The organism is Gordonia sp. SID5947 (genome assembly GCF_009862785.1).
Classification (GTDB): domain Bacteria; phylum Actinomycetota; class Actinomycetes; order Mycobacteriales; family Mycobacteriaceae; genus Gordonia.
Genome location: NZ_WWHU01000001.1, coordinates 823,526 through 839,883 on the forward strand (window position 1 = coordinate 823,526; position 16,358 = coordinate 839,883).

A 16,358-nucleotide genomic window follows, 5' to 3' on the forward strand; every position below is an offset into this window, starting at 1 on the left:
GCCGAAGTCGGAGTAGCCGCGAGGGACGCTCGTCACCGGCGGTCAGAAGATGTCGTCGAACGCATCGCCGATCGCGTCCGCGACGTCTCCGGCGGCGCCGCCGAGGGCACCGGCGGCTCCTCCGTAGGCGGCACCGATCCCGCCGGCCACCCCACCGATCAGGTCGCCCGGATCCGGCAGTTGCAGACCGGATTCGGAGTTGGTGTTCGACACGTCGTGCGAATCCTGGTTGTAGGAGTCGTTGGTGGAGTTGTCATCGTGCGAGTCGTAGCTGCGCTGATCGTTGAACGAATCGTGAATGTCGTGACGATCATGCGTCTCGGTGTAGTGATTGCTGTTGTCGCTGGTGATTCCTCCGCGCTCGTAACCCAGGTTGATGTGGTCGAGTGAGATCCCCCCGCCGTCGCCGCCGGGGCCACCGTCTCCCCCACCGGCCCAGAATCCCTGTTGGCCACCAGCTCCACCGGCGCCACCGTCCCCGGCATCGCCGACGTTGAGCGTGTTGTGGCTGTCGTTGGTGCTGTTGTCTTCGATGTGGGTGTTCTGGGTGTTTCCGCTGTTGTTGCCGTGCACCGATTGGTCGACGTTGGTGGTGTCGTTGTCGAAGGTGTTGCCCACGACATTCCCGTCGCCGGCGACTCCCCCGGTGGTCGCGATGTTGCCGGTCGAGTCGCCGCCGATCGCCACCGATCCTGTACCCGAGGAGGTGGTCGAGCTGTCGACATTGGTGGTCTGGGCGCCTGCGGTCCATTGGTTCGTCATCGTCTTGTCCTTGTCTGATCGAATTACCCTGGGTGGGTTGATGTGTCGGGATGGTCGGGTGTTCGGTTGGTCGTTTCGGGAGTGTCGTAGACGCTAGGCGTCGCATCGTGCTGGGAGAAACGGGGTTGGCCCCCTCTCGTGTTCGCCGTTCGACGGGGGTGTCGCGCCCCGCCCCCCAAGGGTCAGGCACCGTCGGCGACACCGTCTGCGATGACGGCATCGCTCATCGTCGGTGCCACGGAGATGCCAGGATCGGAAACGTATGTGGTGCCGGCACTGTCGTAGTCAGGCACGTCGTGTGCGGGATCCGGAAGGAAGGAGGTGTCCGTCGCCCCGCCGGCACCGGAGCCGACGTCGAACGCCTCGCCGTAGCCGACGTGGTCCGTCGCCGGATCGGCCAGAGGGTCGTCCGGCATGATCGACGTCGCGGGATCGATCGGTTCATCGATACCGACGGTTGAATCGGGAACGGTGTCGTGATGCGACGTCAGGTCCTCACTTGTCATCGTCACCGGACGTGCGGCGTCGGTTGTCGGTTCGGCGTCGCCCACCAGCGTCTGCGGGACCCGGCTGAACGGCTCGATGTGCTGCAATCCCTCGAGATCGCCACCGGCAGCGACCGCGAGAGTCGCAGGCATCGGGTCGAGCGCGATCGCCGCCGGATGAAATGGGCCAGAGGCAGACGCCGCGACAGTCGGAGCCGTTGTTGCCGGGCCCGCCGGCGTGGTTCCGGCGGACGTGCCGCCCTGCCCGCCGCCGGCGGCAGATTTCACGTCGACCGAGTCGTGACTGTCGTTGTGCGAGTTGTCTAGTACCTCGGCGGCAGATGTGTTTCCGCTGCCGTCGCCGTGCACAGACTTGTCGACATCGGTGGTGTCGTTGTCCTCGGTGTTGTGCGTCTTGTTGTTCTCACCTGCGGTGCCCCCGGTGGTCGCGACGTCCCCGTGGTTGTCGCCGCCGATGGCGACGGATCCATCGCCGGTGGCATTGGTCTGGCGAGCGTCGAGATGGTTGTTGTCGCCGATGATGGTGTTGAACTGCTGGTAGTAGTTGTTCGTGATGTTCTGGATGATGCCGGCAGCGCTGCCGTGGCTGGGAATCTGCGGTTCCCAGTGACCACCACCGCCGCCATTGGGCGCCGGAACGGTCTGTGCCACCTCGTGCACCGCCTGTCGCACCTCCTGCGGCGTGACGTCCTTCAACCCGGCGTCGGCCAGGCACTTCCCCGAATTCTCGTTGAATGCCTCCGCTTTGGCCTGATCGCCGAAGAGGCCGAGAATGAACTGGACGAGCGCGTTGCGTTCCTCGTCGATCGTGTCGCGTTGTGGCATCTCGCATCTCCTAGGGGCCGGCCTCCTTTCGTGGAGGCATGCCAGCAACGCTAGATCGATGAGAGCTCAACCCAAACGGGGAACGGCCCCGTCGTCGCGGTGAGCGTATGGGGCTTCCGATCGGGGGTCGGTGATGCCTGCAGGGGATGCGGCGGATGAGATCAGACGCCTTTCGGTGGCCGCGCCGCGGGGCGACTCCCCGAATCAAAGCGGGTCGATCGAATGGTCGACGGGGTCCGGCACGGACCACTCCGCGACGGGGTGCTCAGGAACGGGGTGCTCAGGAACGGCGTCGGGGGTGGTCATCAGTGCGGTGAGGTACGGGTCAGACGCTCCGGTCGGGGTGAGATCGAGATCCGACCCGAGATCGTATTCGTCTTCCGCGCAATTGAATGCGGCACCGTCGTACGGAGCGTGCTGAGCGCACGGTGCCGGCGGGGTCTCGTGGTCCATTCCCGGCTCTGGGAACGGAACTGACGGGATCGGGGTGTCTTGACCGCCCACGGCGTCGAACGCGAACAATGCCTCACTGCCACGCCACACATTGTCGTCGACGGCTGCGAGTCCTCCGGCGTCCGTGCCGCCCGCCATCGGTATCAGTGCAGAGATGTCCGAGGCTGACACGTCGTGCAGGTCCGCATCCCGGAGTGCCCGTGCCGGGTCCGCCGCGTAGGCGGCGGCCACTTCGGGATCATGGGCGAGAGCAGTGACGAACTCGAGAAACGTCGATCGGGGCACGCGTTCCTCCTTCTCGATCCGGCGGCATGCGATGCCCACATCCGCCGGCCTGTTCGGTGCGAACCTTGGCCGTCTCGGCATCGGGCATCGAAACAGTTTGTGGCACAGCTTCTGTCACCACACACGGTGGCCGATCGTGCTTCCGATGCTATCCGCAGGACGTTCCGCTTCGTACGGGGTTCTGCCCGCATGCGCCCAGGGGGAATCGGGGGTCGGATCGTGTGGCGGGGCGCGAGGGCACGGGGCATACACCCGACTTCCGTGTCGAAAACCGAGTAGGTCATCGGGGATCCCCATGCCGGATTGTCTGACTTGAGTAGTGCGCTACTCGCGACCCCCAGGTCGTTCGGCATTTCAATGGTGCACAGAGGTGACCACAGACGCGATCACCCTCAATACCACGACTCGCACCCCGAGGGGGCTCCGATGGCGACCGCACTCGGAATAACGCTTGGCAGCCGATTCCTGCACGCCGCAACTTTCCCGGCGGGCGAACCCTGCCTACAGCGCTCCGCATCCGTGACCGTCGATGCGACGCACAACTCGGGCCGGCCGACGGAATGCGGTACTGCAGAAGAGAACCCTCGAGTTGCGGCCGGTGGGTTGACGATCACGGGTTTCGTGGACCGGGTGGGTGACCCGGTGCCGATCGCGGGACCGGACGGTCTGGGACGGCCCGCCGAAGTGCTCACCGCCGCGGCGATCAAGAGTATTGCGGCGGCCACGGCCGATCGGTTTCCGTCCGCTCCGCCGATGGTGGTCGGGTATCCGGCCGCGTGGTCGTCCCACCAGAGGACGGTTCTGGACGCGGCATGTCGCGATGCCGGGCTCCCGTCGGACCTGCGATCGGAAACGGACGTTGTGTGCGCGTTGGCGCGTCTCCGCGAGCTCGAGGACTACCCGAAGGCCGGATTGCTCGCGATCGCCGACCTCGGAGCGTCGGGGACCACCGTCGCCGTGGTCGATGCCGTCGACGGCACGACGGTCGGCGACGCGGTCCGTATCGAGGAGCCGGCCGGCAACGATCTCGACCACGCGGTGATGCGATACGTCCTCGGCGAGACGATCGATGACCCGACGGTCATGGTCGCAGCTGATCCGAATCTCACATCGGCCCTCACGATCCTCCGTCGGCGGTGCGTCGCTGCCAAGGAAGAGCTCTCGCGGTCGACAGTTGCGGTGGTAGACGTCGACCTCCCTGTCTACCGCGGTGGTGTCCGGATCACGCGGACCGAGCTCGAAGACCTTCTGGTGCCTTCGCTCGGTCGGCCTCCTTCGGCGATCAGGGAGATCCTGGCGCGCGCGGGGCGGTCGACGTCCGAACTCACCGCGCTGGCCGCCATCGGTGGAGGCGCGTCGGTAGGACTGACCACGCAACACCTGTCCGGCGAGTTTCACCTCCCGATACTGGTCGACGAAGATCCGGCGACCTCGGCGGCGCGCGGGGCTGCCATGCTGGCGGCAACACGGGCCCGGCCGGTGGTCGCCCCGGTCGCCTCGGTCGGGTGGGTCGGTACGGCGGCGTCCCCGACCGCGACCTCGGCTGAACCGGATTCCGACCCGTCGCCGACGGGACCGCGCCCCGGGCGGGCGGGTGCCACCTCGAAGCCCACGGCATCATCTGATCCGTCGTCCGCCAGGTCGGTCCTCGACGACGGGCCCGACAGCCGAGTCCCCGAGACCGGCGCCGATTCCGCAATGTCCGGTCCTGTGCTGCGCTTCGCCGACGATGCGCCGCACGCAGCACCTGACGAGGACCCTTCGCCACCGAAGACACGGCGACGGGCCGCCATCATCGTGGGGGCGGCGGTCGCTCTGGTGGTGACGGTCGGTGGTTCGGCGCTTGCGATGTCCGGCGGGGACAACCCGACCACGCCCACCGAAGCGCCGACATCGGTCACGACGACCGAGACCCCGACGTCAGCTCCTGACGTCGAGAACGGGGTGACGGACGAGCCGCCAGTCGTCACCCAACCGGAGGAGACGGCACAGCAGAGCACCCCGGAGGTACCGATTCCCGAGGTGCCGTCCGAGATCAGCACGCCGCAGGTCGGTTCAGGTGGCACCGATGCGGGAAACAACGGTGGCACCGACTCAGGAACTGGCAGCGGCACCGGCACGGGAACGGGCAGCGGCACCGATTCGGGAAACAGCGGTGGCGCCGGCACCGATGATGGCGCCGGTTCCGGCGGTGGCACCGATCCGAACGTGAGAACGGGCAATGGGACCGATGCCGCAGAGTGATCGACCGCGGTCGGCCGGCACATCGTCACGCGAGGTGCTGTGCCAATCGATCGTGGTGCCGCTGATCTCCGAATCCCGGCGACCGGCGACGCGACTCATCATCGGACTGTCCGGTTCCGGTAAGACCCGCCTGCTGCACGCGGTGGGGAACCGACTGTGTGAGCACGGGTTCACAGTCGTAGCCGGATTACGTTGCACGGAAACAGATGTCGACGTGCTGCTGATAGACGACCTCGATCAGCTCGGGGACGCTGACCTTGATGCCCTCACCGAGCTGGTGTATCAGGGGACGCACATCGTGATCGCCGCGACCCGCCCCCGGCGGCGCCGTTCCCGACTCCAATCCACGATCGGAGCACTCACCCGCGAAGCCCCGGCCGTGCGGCTCGGTGCGCTGTCCCATGGCGAGATCGCGGACCTGGTGGTCCAGCACGCCGATCCCGCACTCTCCCCGCACGTCCATGAGCTCACCGCCGGAGTTTCGTGCCTCGTCGACGCAGCGGTCGCGTCGCTGGCGGCCGGTCCCGACGGTGCGCTCCCGGATGCGGCTGTCGTCCGTGAGATTCGCGAGCGACTCGGCACCTGCACCGAAACCGAGCTCACGGTCATGGCGTTGATGACTCTCGGTGTCGACGTGGGCACCACCGACGTCGCCGAGGTGCTGGATCTGGATTTCGATCGAGCCGCCGAAGTCCTCGATGTGGTTCGATGCCACGGCCTTCTGGATGGCGGTGACCTTCTCACCGCAGAGGTACACCGCCAGGCCATCGCCACCCTCGGCCGCCGTCGAACCGCCCAGGTCGAGCGTTCACTCGAAGAACTCTGGCGTCGCAACGGCGGCATCACGACACACCTGTCAGCGAAGCTGTCCGCTGACGGCGTGGAACGGTCCGTCGATGCACGCCTGGACGAGGTCGCCGAGCTCATCCGCGCCGGTACCCTGACCGGCGTCGGCGGTCTTCTCGACGCGCTGTGGCCGATGGTCGATGACAGACAACGTGTGCGGGCCACCGATCTGGCGGCGGTGACAGCGCAGCTGAACGGCCATGCCGAGCGCGCCGCCTGCCTCACGCAATGGTCCTCAGACCACACATCGCCCGATGCCATCGGCAGCGCGACCCGAGCGCGATGGGCCGTGATCGCGGCCGCCGGTGGCGATCTGCGGGATCTGGGCGAGTTCGCCGACCCCGGTCTCGCAGGCATCGGTCCGCAGACGTCGGCGACCGTGGAAGTGATGGTTGCGCGGGGGCTGGCGTCGTCGATGTTCGGGTCCTCCCCCGCTGCCCTGCACACACTCATCCGAGCTGCCGGCATCGACCGTGAGTGCGCGGCCACCCGCATCTGCGCCGACACGGCGGCGGCCACCGCCGCACTCCTCGCCGTGCACACAGGAAATCTGAAGAGGGCGCGAACCGTCTTGTCTCGCGCTCCGGTCGCCGATCTTCCGACGTACCACAGCCGGCGGCACCAGATCTTGCTGATCTGGGTGGCCTTGTTCGAAGGTGACGTGGAAGGTGCCGCCTCGGAGCTCGACGCGCTCGTCGAGACGTCCGGCCAGTCGGTCGTCCGGCCACCCCGTGATGCACTCGCGTTGGCGGCACTTCGGGTGGCGATCGCCCGCCGACGCGGAGATGAGGCGGTCATCCTCTCCGTCTTGCCAGAAGCGATCGACGTGCTGGGCGAATACACGGTGGATGTCTTCGGCCTCTTGTTCGTGGGTGAGATACGGATGGCCGCTGCGCAGGTCGGGTGGTCGGACAGGATCGCCACCACGGTCGGCGACGTCGCGCGCCTGATCGGTCAGCTCGGTCCCTCGTCGCAGTGGTCGGTGATCGCGCACTGGCACGGCGTTCACGCCGCCATCAACGCGAACGCACCGACCGACGTCGTTCCGGCCGCACATGCCTTGGCCGACGCTGGGAGGACGAATCCGTACGCGGCGGTACTCGCCCGGGCCGGCAGGGTGTGGGTCGAAGTACTCGGAGGCGATGTCGACATCGAGCGAGTTTCTTCTGCGACAAGAGAACTCGAGGCAAACGGACACATCTGGGACGCCGCGCGGCTGGCGGGACAGGCGGCCCTGTCTGCGTCGGACACCCGGACCAGCGGGGCGATGCTCCAGCTTGCGCGGTCACATCGCGTCCACTCCGCGGCCACGAGCGCGGCGACGCCGGTGCAGGTGAGATCAGCGGTCGCCGTGCTCAGCGAACGCGAACGCGAGGTCGCGAACCTGCTGTTGTCGGGGATCACCTACCGGGATATAGGCGAACGCCTCTTCATCTCGGCGAAGACGGTTGAGCATCACGCCGCCCGTATCCGACGCCGTATCGGCGCCGACACGCGCTCCGAGATGTTGACGATGCTGCGGGCGATGCACCTCGGACAGGATCTCGCGGTGTGACGACGTTGTCATACCGCGGGTCCACACTCGGACGCCAGACCGCGGTCCGCGCCCCGCGCCTCCAGATGCCGGAAGCCTGCCTCATTCTCCCGTGGCGGCGCGGTTGGGAGGCGTCATACCCAGGGCGCTGACCGCAGCCAGCGCGGCTACCCCTCCGAGCACGAACCAGGCTTCCTGGAAGGCGCTGTGGGCGGCCGCATATCCGACCGGTGCGCCGATGACGGCGACCAACAGGCTGACACCCAGCGCCATTCCGATCTGTCGGCTCATGTTCACCACAGCACTTCCGGTCGCGGACTGAGACGCCGGGAGGTCTGCGGTGGCCGACGACAGGATCGACGGAAGTGCCAGCCCGACACCGATACCGCCGATCAACCAGCCCGGCAGGATCTCGGTGGCGTAGTCGGGCGTCGCGTCCACGGACAGCGCGATGGTCAGGCCGCCGAGTCCGAACAGGACGCAGCCCGCGGACACGAGAACCCCCACCGGAATACGTGCACTCAACCGATGCGCGACCGCCGCGAAGATCGGTACCATCAGCGGACCCGTCGAGACCGCGAATCCGGTCTTGATCGCCGAGTATCCCCAGACCTGCTGCAGCCAGAGGATGTTCGCGAGCAACGCGCCGGCAAACGGAATCGCGAAGAGTACCGCGGTGATGTTGGAGAAGGAGAACGCTCGCACTCGCAACAACGCCGGGTCGATGACCGGCTCCGGATGTCGTGCCGAGCTGATCATGAAGGCGACGAATGATGCGATTGCCACGACCCATGCTCCGATGACCATCCCGTCCGCCCATCCCCACTCAGGCCCTTGCACGAGACCGAAGGTCAAGGCGCCGATCGAGATCGCGAGCAATGCGGCGCCGAGGACGTCTGGCAGATCGGTCACCGCGTCATTTCGTGACCGACTGAGCACGAGCGCGCCTGCCACCAACGCGGCGACGCCGACGGGGACGTTCACCAGGAACACCCAGCGCCATGAGGCCTCCACGAGCAACCCGCCGACCGCGGGACCCAGTGCCGCGGCGAGAGCACCGGTGGCCGCCCAGATTCGTACCGACCGGGCACGTACTTCGAGCGGCATCGTCGAGACCACCAACCCGAGACTGGCAGGTGTGAGGATGGCCGCACCCACTGCCTGCAGGCACCGGAACGCGACCAACCACCAGACCCCGTCCGCCGCAGCACATGCGCCACTCGCAACGGTGAAGATCGCCAACCCCAGCAGGAAACCGCCCTTGCGCCCGTATCGATCGACGATCCGGCCTCCGGGCACCAACAGCGCGGCATAGATGATCGTGTAGGCATTCAACACCCACGACAGTTCGGACAGCCCTACACCGCCGAAGTCGCGGCCGATGTCATCGAAGGCGACGTTCACGATGAAGACGTCGAGGCTCGCCATGAACGCCGCCAGCGACAAGATCAGCAGCACCACACCTGGCCGGCCCGGCCCCTTCGAATCGGTACGAGGTTGCGCGGCACTGTTCGCCACCGGGTCGATTGCCGTCATGGTTGTCCTCCAGTGATGTTCTGTCGTACCGAAGTGATGGATCGGCCGGCCTCGTCTCGCATGCTGACGTCGTCGACAGACCAGCGGCCCGAAGTCGACAGAGTGCGGGAATGGACGTGCACCGCGCAGAACGTGGGCGCCAGCGCGGGGTCGGTGAGTTGTTTCACGAAACTGATGTAACCAGAGTTGAGTTCTTTGATGCAACTCACTAGTATCGGCTCATGCGCCGCGCGTCTTTCACCGAGATGAACTGTTCAGTGGCCCAATCCCTCGAGATCGTCGGAGAGTGGTGGACGCTGCTGATCATTCGCGATGCCCTGTTCGGCGTGACCCGCTTCGACGAGTTCTCGACCCGGCTGGGTATAGCGCGTAACGTCCTCACCCAGCGTCTCGACACGCTTGTCGAACACGGTGTGCTGGTGAAGGAGCCATACCAGGACAAGCCGATTCGCTATGACTACCGGCTGACCGACAAGGGTCGCGATCTGTGGACGGTGATCGCCGCGTTGCGGCAATGGGGTGACAAATGGACGGCCGCAGACGGGCCGCCGGTGATCACCACGCACCGTGGCTGTGGGCACACGATGACCGTCGAGCCGGCGTGCTCCGAGTGCGGCGAACCGGTCACTCGTGGATCGCTCCGCGTGCACGCAGGGCCCGGCTCGCGCAGCGACCCATTTCCGGAGCGTCACTGACCAGCGGAGGCCGACGGTCCGCGGACCGGCAATCATTCTGTCCCAGCGTCTATCGCTGAGCGGCCAGCACCGCTGCGAGTCCTTCTTGCAGGTCTTTGACGAAATAGTCGGGAACCTCCAGCGATGGGAAATGTCCCCCGGCGTCAGGTGAATTCCATCTGACGATCTGTCGGTATCGCTGCTCCGCCCAGGGGCGTGGATACTTCTCGATGTCGCGTGGATAGATGGTGATGGCGGATGGGACATCGACACGAAGTTCTGGGTCGAGCGAGTTGTGGCTCTCGTAGTAGATCCGGGCCGACGATGCGCCGGACCGTGTCAGCCAGTACAGGGTGACGTTGTCGAGGAGTCTGTCCCTGGAAATCGTCTCGAACGGGCTGTCTTGGGTGTCTGTCCATTCCGCGAACTTGTCGAGGATCCAGGCGAGAAGCCCCACTGGCGAGTCGACGAGCGAGTAGCCGATGGTTTGCGGACGGGTCGACTGCTGTTTCGCGTATGCCGCACGGTGGCGCCAGAAATCGCGGGTCTCCTCGGTCCACCTACGCTCGGCCGCCGTGAGTCCGTCCGTGGTCAGCCCGGGCGGCGACTCGGCGAACGTCGTATGGATGCCGAGCACGTGTGCCGGGTACCGACCGCCGAGGACCGTGGTGATGTTGCCTCCCCAATCGCCACCATGGGCCAGGAATTGGCGGTAGCCGAGCCTGTCCATCAGCTGTACCCATGCGGCCGCGGTCTTTTCGGTCCCCCACCCTGTGGTGGTGGGTTTGTCGCTGTAACCAAAACCCGGCAACGACGGGACGACGATGTGGAATGCCGGTGCGGCCGCATCGTTCGGATCGCTCAGTTCGTCGACGACGTCGACGAACTCGGCAATGCTGCCCGGCCAGCCGTGCGTCATGATCAGCGGCGTGGCATCGGCGCGCGCAGACCGGCGGTGTAGGAAGTGGATTCCCAGATCGTCGATGGTCGTGTGGAACTGACCGAGCCGGTCAAGACGTGTTTCGAATGCCCGCCAGTCGTATCCGCAACGCCAGTAGTCCACCAGGTCGACGATGTCGGTGAGTGGCACTCCCTGGTCCCATCGGCGAGGGTCGGGCGCAGCTCGATGGACCGTCTCGGCTTCGGGCAGTCGTGTGGCGGCCAGTCGCCCGCTGAGGTCGTCGAGTTCGGCGTCAGCCGCATGGGATGTGAACGCGCGCACGGCGCTGGACGTCTGTGTGGACATCGGCTCTCCTGGGCTACGGCGGAACGCGGGTCGAGTTATAGAACCGCCTAAGACGGTTCTATCAGTATGCCCGGTGCTGCGCAACCGGCTAAGGTGGTTCCATGACCGCGCAGGTTCCTGAGTTCCGTCTCGGCAATGTGCTGGCGACCAGCTTCACCGGGACGCTGAGTGAGCGGCATGGCGAGCCCGTGGAGCGCATCCCCACGCCGTCCCGCCTCGTCGACTGGCTGGCGGTGTACGGCCTCGAGGTCGCGTCCTGCACCCCCACCGAGCTCGAACTCGCTCGGCAACTGAGGGAAGCGCTGCATGCCGCCATGACTGCGGCTGCTGTCGAGGACGCCCTACCCGCGTCTGCGGTTCGCGTGATCAACGAACGCAGCGCGCAGGGACGGGCCGCGGCCATCCTGACGCCCGACGGCCATCGGCAGTGGCGGCTCGGCTCGGGCTCCGGCATAGAGGACGCCCTTGGCGTGATCGCCGCCGACGCGATCAGCATCATCGCAGGCGAACGAGACGGAAAACTGGCCTTATGCGCATCGCCGACCTGCCAGGCCGCCTTCTTCGACGCCAGTCAAAGCCGTAGCCGCAGATGGTGCGACATGAATACATGCGGGAACCGTCAGAAGAAGGCGCGTTTCAATGCCAACCAGCGCAAGAGAGTCTGAGCGGCTTCGGCCGGCGGGGCTCATCATCCGCGAGGCAGCCGACGATCGAGCGTTGGGGTTGATTCGGGGTCTCTCGTGTCGACCTCGAATGGCACCCGCACGTCGTTCCCGACTTGACGTCAGCCGACCCGTTCCGAACCGTCGAGATCAGCCAATGCTGCTCGGGCGCTTTCGAGTTCGTGGCTGAGCTCGTCGATTCGTTTCTGGGCCGCTGCCCGCGCCGACTGTATGACACCGTCGACCGCACTGATCGCCGCGTCGTCCCCGAGTTCGCGCATCGCGCGGGCCACCCGGTCGGACGTCGCCTCTGTGGGTTTGCCATGCCTCTTGCTGCCGTGTGAGATCGATATGGTCCACGTACCCTCGCCGGTAGACGTGATGGTGACACCGACCGCTGCGGCAGGAGCTTTCGTACGCCGTGCAGCTTTCGCCGCAACGGGTTTCGGTTCCACTGTTCTCGCCTCTGGGGGTTTCGTGCGTCCGGGTTCCGGCTTCGGTTCGGGCGTGGCGCCACTTGCTGAGGCTGCGGGTGCCGGCGCCGCCTTGGCGGGTCGCGGACGCGGCGGAGTGGTCGAGGTTGCTGCCGCACGAGTCCTGTGCAGTTCGTCGGCTTCGAACGGCAGTTGATCGTCGACGCCCTTCGGGCTCGCGGTGACCGTGGAACCGTCGATGGACACGACGCGGGCCGACGCTCCAGCGTCCAGGCCGAGCGACGGCATCGGATCACGAAGATAGACGGTGACGCGCTTTCCCGCGGCGAGTCCCGCGGACAGCGATGCCAGGTCGTCGGGAGTCAATCCAGTCCTTCTGCGCGAATTCACGCAGAACATGTTCGCACACGCGTGCGAACGAGGCACGCTCGGCGCACTGACCCACTCACACGATTCAGGGCATCTCCACCGTCTGCGCGCGGCGGATCTCCTCGACAGCGCGCACCAGGAAAGGCTCGTGATCGATCCCCGCGGCTGCCGCCAGGTCGGCGGCGACAAGAATGGCGGCGCCGACGATTGCCGCCTGCGGGATGGGCGGTGCCGGATCGTCGTCGCTGTCCGAGTGCTCGCGCACACCCAGAGCGCCGGTGAGTACCACCACGACCGCTGCGGGTTCGACCGGCGCATCCCACAGTCCGGCGCCTCCTACGGTACGGGTGAGTACGTCGGAGACATCGTCACCGCTCAGGCCATCCTGGTACGACATCTCGAGTAGCTCACGCACCATGTGGGCGTGAACAGCGCGAGCGGCATCGGTGTGGGTCTCGAGGTGGTGGACGGCTTCACCGAATCCCTCCGGGTCGTGGCCGCGCGCCGCTCGGATGCCCTGATCGGTTGCCTCTGCGACGGCCCGAGCCATCAGCGACCATGCGGCAGGCGATTTGTAATCGTTGGCCACTAGAACTCCCGTCGGCGTGTTCGGTTGGACTGATCTCACAATGCCATGTGCGGATATACGCCTGGTCGAGTAGTCGGTGGCGTGCCCTTCCGGCGGTCGCGTGGCCCGCGAGCGTGCCCTTCCGATGGTCGAGTAACCAGCGAGCAAAGCGAGCGCGCGTATCGAGAGCGTTTGCATCGCAAGTGATCTCGATACGGCGCCTCGCGACGCTCAGTGCCTACTCGATCGGCGAGGCGGACGGCGGGGCTTGCCTACCCATCGGCGGGGGCGGCGCGCAGCCTGCACTCAGACCCGTACGACGATCTTGCCCCGCACATGGCCTGACGCACTGCGTTCATGTGCGGCGGCGGCATCGGTGAGTTCGAACACCTCGGCGATCTCAGGTTTCAGCTTTCCCGCGTCACCGAGTCGGGCCAGCTCGGTGAGATCCGCGACGTCCGGACGCACCCACACGTAGTGTCCGCCGAACTCGTCACGCGCTCGTGCATCGGTGATCGATGCGACGGTCCCGCCCGTGCGCAATACCTGCGGAACCGAGTCGAGAGCCTCACCACCCACATAGTCGAGGACCACATCGACGCCTTCAGGTGCAAGGTCGCGAACGCGGTCGGCGAGTCCTTCGCCGTAGGTCACCGGCTCGGCGCCAAGGCTGCGCAGGTAGTCGTGATTCCCTTCCGAAGCCGTGCCGATCACGCGTGCGCCGATGGACCGTGCGATCTGGACCGCGAACGATCCGACACCGCCCGCGGCGGCCTGTACCAGGACCGTGTGTCCCGACTGAACGCCCGCGCGGTGGTTCGTCTGGTAGCCGGTGAGTCCGGCGAGTGGCACCGCCGCTGCCTCCTCGAACGACCAGGCCGCCGGTTTGCGCGCGAGGGTGCGGACCGGCGCGGCCACGAACTCGGCGAATGTGCCGCCCGCGACCTCACCGCCGACGGCGTCCTTGCGTACATAACCGAAGACCTCGTCTCCGACCTCGAACTCGGGAGTATCCAGGCCCACCTGCTCGACAACACCTGCGACGTCCCAGCCAGGGATCACCGGAAACAGCGTGTCCATGATCGCGTCGAGATAACCCTCGCGGACTTTCCAGTCGACGGGGTTGACGCTCGATGCACGGACACGCACCAGGACTGAGTCCGGCCCCACCTTGGGTGTGGGCAAATCGGTGAGCGCCAAGACGTCGGGACCGCCGAAGCGGGAATAGGTGATTGCTCGCATGTCCGTGTCATACCTCCTGTTGGCGGATCAATTACTGGTCATCACATGGCGACCGGTACAGGCTTCTTCGCTCGAATGAGCTTCTCCCCCATGTCGTAGTCATCGTCCGCGTTGTGCGTCAACACACCGACCGCGGCGCCGTCGGCTTCGTACCAGACGGTGAAGCCGTCACGGCGTTCGACGATCCGGCTGTGGTCGTAACCGTCACCCCACGCGTGATACTTGACGGTCTCGTCACCGATCGTCGTCCAGAATCCGGGGATCTCGGACCATGAGGCGTCGACCCCGGCTGCCCGCATGCCCGCGACGGCGCCCTGGTCGGCGGCGTCTTGCCAGTGCTCGATGGCGATCGGCCGGTCGGCGGTGGTGTTGACGGCCAGAGCCAGATCTCCCGCGGCGTAAACGCCGGGTTGCCGTGTCCTCATCCCCGAGTCGACCGGGATGCGGGACTGCTCCGCCGAAAGCCCAGCGGCCCTGGCAATCTCACCGTTGGGCTCAACGCCCGTCGCCGCGACGACGAGGTCGGTGCGCACGGACACGCCGCTATCGAGCACGACGCTGTCGGGGGTGATTTCCTGTACTTCGTGCCACCGACGAAACGTGCCCCGGACTTCTCCACCAACGACCGCAACCTACGGCCGGCTTCGGCGCCCAGACGCTTGTGCTGAGGGAATTCGTCCCGGGGCCACCAACGTCACCGAAAGCCCTCTCATGGCAAGAGACGCGGCCGCCTCACAGCCGATGAATCCTGCACCGATGACCACCGCCGAATCCGCGTGCTGGGCAGCACCGCGCAGGTGCTCGGCATCTTTCAACGATCGCAGCAACAGAGCGCGCTCACCACCGGGCACAGGTGGTGGCAGCGGACTGGAGCCACACGCCAGGATCAGATCGGTGTACGGGTACCGGTGGCCTGCCGCTGTGACGACCTGTCGGTGAACGTCGACTGTGTCCACCCGGGTGTCTGTCAGCACCTCCAGGTTCCGCTCGGCGAACCACCCAGGACCGTGCATGATGACGTCGTCGGTCTCGCTGCGCAGGAACTCTTTGCTGAGAGGCGGTCGAAAATAGGGCATGTCGACGTCTGCCGTGAGGATCTGCACCGGCAGGTCGTCACATTGTGCACGGAACGCTTCGGCGGCGCCGACCCCCGCCGGCCCTCCGCCGATCACTATCAGCCCGGATTCGGTCATGACGACGCGTGTACCCGTTCTGCCGACTTTCAACACGTCTCGGCACGTTCGCCGTTCCAGCTGTCGGGGCGGGTGCCATCGAGATCGGTGAGTGCGTAGTGGCGGGCCAGATCGGCGGATGTCACCGATTGTTGATTCCATCGATGTCGTGCCGGATCCGCCGCGATCGCCGCCACACCTCGACCCACGAATCTCGGAGATTCAGAGAGACCGAAACCGGCTGGTGCGGAGGGAAATCCATCGACTGAGCCGTCGAGGGCCGCACGCCAGTTGCTTTCCTCGACACCGAAATTCTCCAGCATCATCTCCGATCGAAGCCATCCCGGTGTCACCGCGACCGCGGTCGCGCCGAAGGGCGCGAGCTCGTGTCCCTGTGAGAACGCCAGGCGGTTGACTGCGACTTTCGCAAGGTCGTAGAAGACCGAGATGCGGTAGTGATCCGCGTTGAATTCCGTGGTCCCATCGGTGACTTCGACTACCAGACCACCCGGGCGATCGACGAGAAGTGGCAGCAGGTGGTGCGAAGTGATGAGGTGGGTGTCGATGGCCAACCGAAGGATGCGCAGCCCGGAGTCCAGGTCGTGTTCCCAGATGGGTGTGTTCCACGTGGAGGGTGGGCCTTTCAGCTCCTCTGCGCCCCAGATGTCGTTGACCAGGACGTCGATGTGCCCGTGGTCGCCGCGGATTTGTTCCGCCAACTCCTGAACACGGTCGGGGTCACAGTGATCGACCTGATGAGCGATACCCCTCCCGCCGAGATCTGTCACCAATTCGGCGGTGTCCTCGATACATTCGGGCCGGTGGTAGTCCGACCGGATCGCGGGGTCGCCGTCGCGACTGCTGCGACCGGTGCAGACGACGGTGGCACCGTGCTCGGCCAGCCCCGCTGCGATCCCACGCCCGGCACCGCGGGTAGCGCCCGCCACGACTGCGACACAGTCTCGCAGTCGGCCATGTAGGGACGACCCGGCCATGGCGC

Annotated in this window: 13 protein-coding genes and 1 pseudogene; 4 read left to right on the plus strand and 10 right to left on the minus strand. The window is 66.2% G+C overall.

The window, feature by feature from the left end:
- Window positions 1–42: 42 nt before the first annotated feature.
- The 3 genes from GTV32_RS03845 to GTV32_RS03855 all read right to left on the minus strand — a co-directional run bounded on the left by GTV32_RS03845 (window position 43) and on the right by GTV32_RS03855 (window position 2,831).
- Complete coding sequence (locus tag GTV32_RS03845; protein WP_161059012.1) at window positions 43–762, minus strand: hypothetical protein; 720 nt, start codon at window positions 760–762, stop codon at window positions 43–45.
- A gap of 182 nt (window positions 763–944) precedes the next feature.
- On the minus strand, window positions 945–2,093 hold the full coding sequence (locus tag GTV32_RS03850; RefSeq protein WP_161059013.1) for an IniB N-terminal domain-containing protein: 1,149 nt from the start codon (window positions 2,091–2,093) through the stop codon (window positions 945–947).
- Window positions 2,094–2,297: 204 nt separating this feature from the next.
- Window positions 2,298–2,831 (minus strand): IniB N-terminal domain-containing protein, encoded by a 534-nt coding sequence (locus GTV32_RS03855; protein ID WP_161059014.1) that lies wholly within the window; start codon window positions 2,829–2,831, stop codon window positions 2,298–2,300.
- Between the two features lie 426 nt (window positions 2,832–3,257).
- Here GTV32_RS03855 and GTV32_RS03860 point away from each other — a divergent pair, with 426 nt between their 5' ends.
- Window positions 3,258–5,075: an Hsp70 family protein gene (locus tag GTV32_RS03860; protein ID WP_161059015.1), complete on the plus strand. Its 1,818-nt coding sequence runs from the start codon at window positions 3,258–3,260 to the stop codon at window positions 5,073–5,075.
- On the plus strand, window positions 5,062–7,476 hold the full coding sequence (locus GTV32_RS03865; protein WP_161059016.1) for a LuxR C-terminal-related transcriptional regulator: 2,415 nt from the start codon (window positions 5,062–5,064) through the stop codon (window positions 7,474–7,476). The genes GTV32_RS03860 and GTV32_RS03865 overlap by 14 nt, the downstream gene beginning before the upstream one ends.
- 81 nt (window positions 7,477–7,557) lie before the next feature.
- Here the strand turns inward: GTV32_RS03865 and GTV32_RS03870 are convergent, their stop codons facing one another.
- A complete protein-coding gene (locus GTV32_RS03870) occupies window positions 7,558–8,991 on the minus strand; it encodes a DHA2 family efflux MFS transporter permease subunit (protein ID WP_161059017.1) in 1,434 nt (477 codons plus the stop codon).
- Between the two features lie 221 nt (window positions 8,992–9,212).
- On the opposite strand from GTV32_RS03870, the gene GTV32_RS03875 reads away from it, so the two are divergent.
- Window positions 9,213–9,686 (plus strand): helix-turn-helix domain-containing protein, encoded by a 474-nt coding sequence (locus tag GTV32_RS03875; RefSeq protein ID WP_161059018.1) that lies wholly within the window; start codon window positions 9,213–9,215, stop codon window positions 9,684–9,686.
- A gap of 49 nt (window positions 9,687–9,735) precedes the next feature.
- Here GTV32_RS03875 and GTV32_RS03880 read toward each other — a convergent pair whose 3' ends face one another.
- Entirely contained in the window at window positions 9,736–10,911 is a 1,176-nt protein-coding gene (locus GTV32_RS03880) for an epoxide hydrolase family protein (RefSeq protein ID WP_161059019.1), read from the minus strand.
- Window positions 10,912–11,012: 101 nt separating this feature from the next.
- On the opposite strand from GTV32_RS03880, the gene GTV32_RS03885 reads away from it, so the two are divergent.
- Window positions 11,013–11,576 (plus strand): CGNR zinc finger domain-containing protein, encoded by a 564-nt coding sequence (locus GTV32_RS03885; protein WP_161059020.1) that lies wholly within the window; start codon window positions 11,013–11,015, stop codon window positions 11,574–11,576.
- A gap of 119 nt (window positions 11,577–11,695) precedes the next feature.
- Here the strand turns inward: GTV32_RS03885 and GTV32_RS03890 are convergent, their stop codons facing one another.
- The 5 genes and pseudogenes from GTV32_RS03890 to GTV32_RS03910 all read right to left on the minus strand — a co-directional run bounded on the left by GTV32_RS03890 (window position 11,696) and on the right by GTV32_RS03910 (window position 16,353).
- Complete coding sequence (locus GTV32_RS03890) at window positions 11,696–12,406, minus strand: DUF6319 family protein (protein ID WP_161062321.1); 711 nt, start codon at window positions 12,404–12,406, stop codon at window positions 11,696–11,698.
- Between the two features lie 55 nt (window positions 12,407–12,461).
- Window positions 12,462–12,965 (minus strand): hypothetical protein, encoded by a 504-nt coding sequence (locus tag GTV32_RS03895; protein ID WP_161059021.1) that lies wholly within the window; start codon window positions 12,963–12,965, stop codon window positions 12,462–12,464.
- Window positions 12,966–13,250: 285 nt separating this feature from the next.
- Complete coding sequence (locus GTV32_RS03900; protein ID WP_161059022.1) at window positions 13,251–14,186, minus strand: NADP-dependent oxidoreductase; 936 nt, start codon at window positions 14,184–14,186, stop codon at window positions 13,251–13,253.
- 41 nt (window positions 14,187–14,227) lie between these two features.
- Window positions 14,228–15,520, minus strand: a pseudogene (locus GTV32_RS03905) (FAD-dependent oxidoreductase).
- Window positions 15,409–16,353 (minus strand): SDR family oxidoreductase, encoded by a 945-nt coding sequence (locus GTV32_RS03910; protein WP_161059023.1) that lies wholly within the window; start codon window positions 16,351–16,353, stop codon window positions 15,409–15,411. Before GTV32_RS03910 ends, GTV32_RS03905 begins: the two are co-directional and overlap by 112 nt.
- Between the last annotated feature and the right edge of the window lie 5 nt (window positions 16,354–16,358).

Bases quoted from the DNA above. Each gene is read 5' to 3' on its own strand.
- GTV32_RS03845 (WP_161059012.1), bottom strand. From the start codon at position 762: ATGACGAACCAATGGACCGCAGGCGCCCAGACCACCAATGTCGACAGC.
- GTV32_RS03850 (WP_161059013.1), bottom strand. From the start codon at position 2,093: ATGCCACAACGCGACACGATCGACGAGGAACGCAACGCGCTCGTCCAG.
- GTV32_RS03860 (WP_161059015.1), top strand. From the start codon at position 3,258: ATGGCGACCGCACTCGGAATAACGCTTGGCAGCCGATTCCTGCACGCC.
- GTV32_RS03865 (WP_161059016.1), top strand. From the start codon at position 5,062: ATGCCGCAGAGTGATCGACCGCGGTCGGCCGGCACATCGTCACGCGAG.
- GTV32_RS03870 (WP_161059017.1), bottom strand. From the start codon at position 8,991: ATGACGGCAATCGACCCGGTGGCGAACAGTGCCGCGCAACCTCGTACC.
- GTV32_RS03875 (WP_161059018.1), top strand. From the start codon at position 9,213: ATGCGCCGCGCGTCTTTCACCGAGATGAACTGTTCAGTGGCCCAATCC.
- GTV32_RS03880 (WP_161059019.1), bottom strand. From the start codon at position 10,911: ATGTCCACACAGACGTCCAGCGCCGTGCGCGCGTTCACATCCCATGCG.
- GTV32_RS03885 (WP_161059020.1), top strand. From the start codon at position 11,013: ATGACCGCGCAGGTTCCTGAGTTCCGTCTCGGCAATGTGCTGGCGACC.
- GTV32_RS03890 (WP_161062321.1), bottom strand. From the start codon at position 12,406: ATGTTCTGCGTGAATTCGCGCAGAAGGACTGGATTGACTCCCGACGAC.
- GTV32_RS03900 (WP_161059022.1), bottom strand. From the start codon at position 14,186: ATGCGAGCAATCACCTATTCCCGCTTCGGCGGTCCCGACGTCTTGGCG.
- GTV32_RS03910 (WP_161059023.1), bottom strand. From the start codon at position 16,353: ATGGCCGGGTCGTCCCTACATGGCCGACTGCGAGACTGTGTCGCAGTC.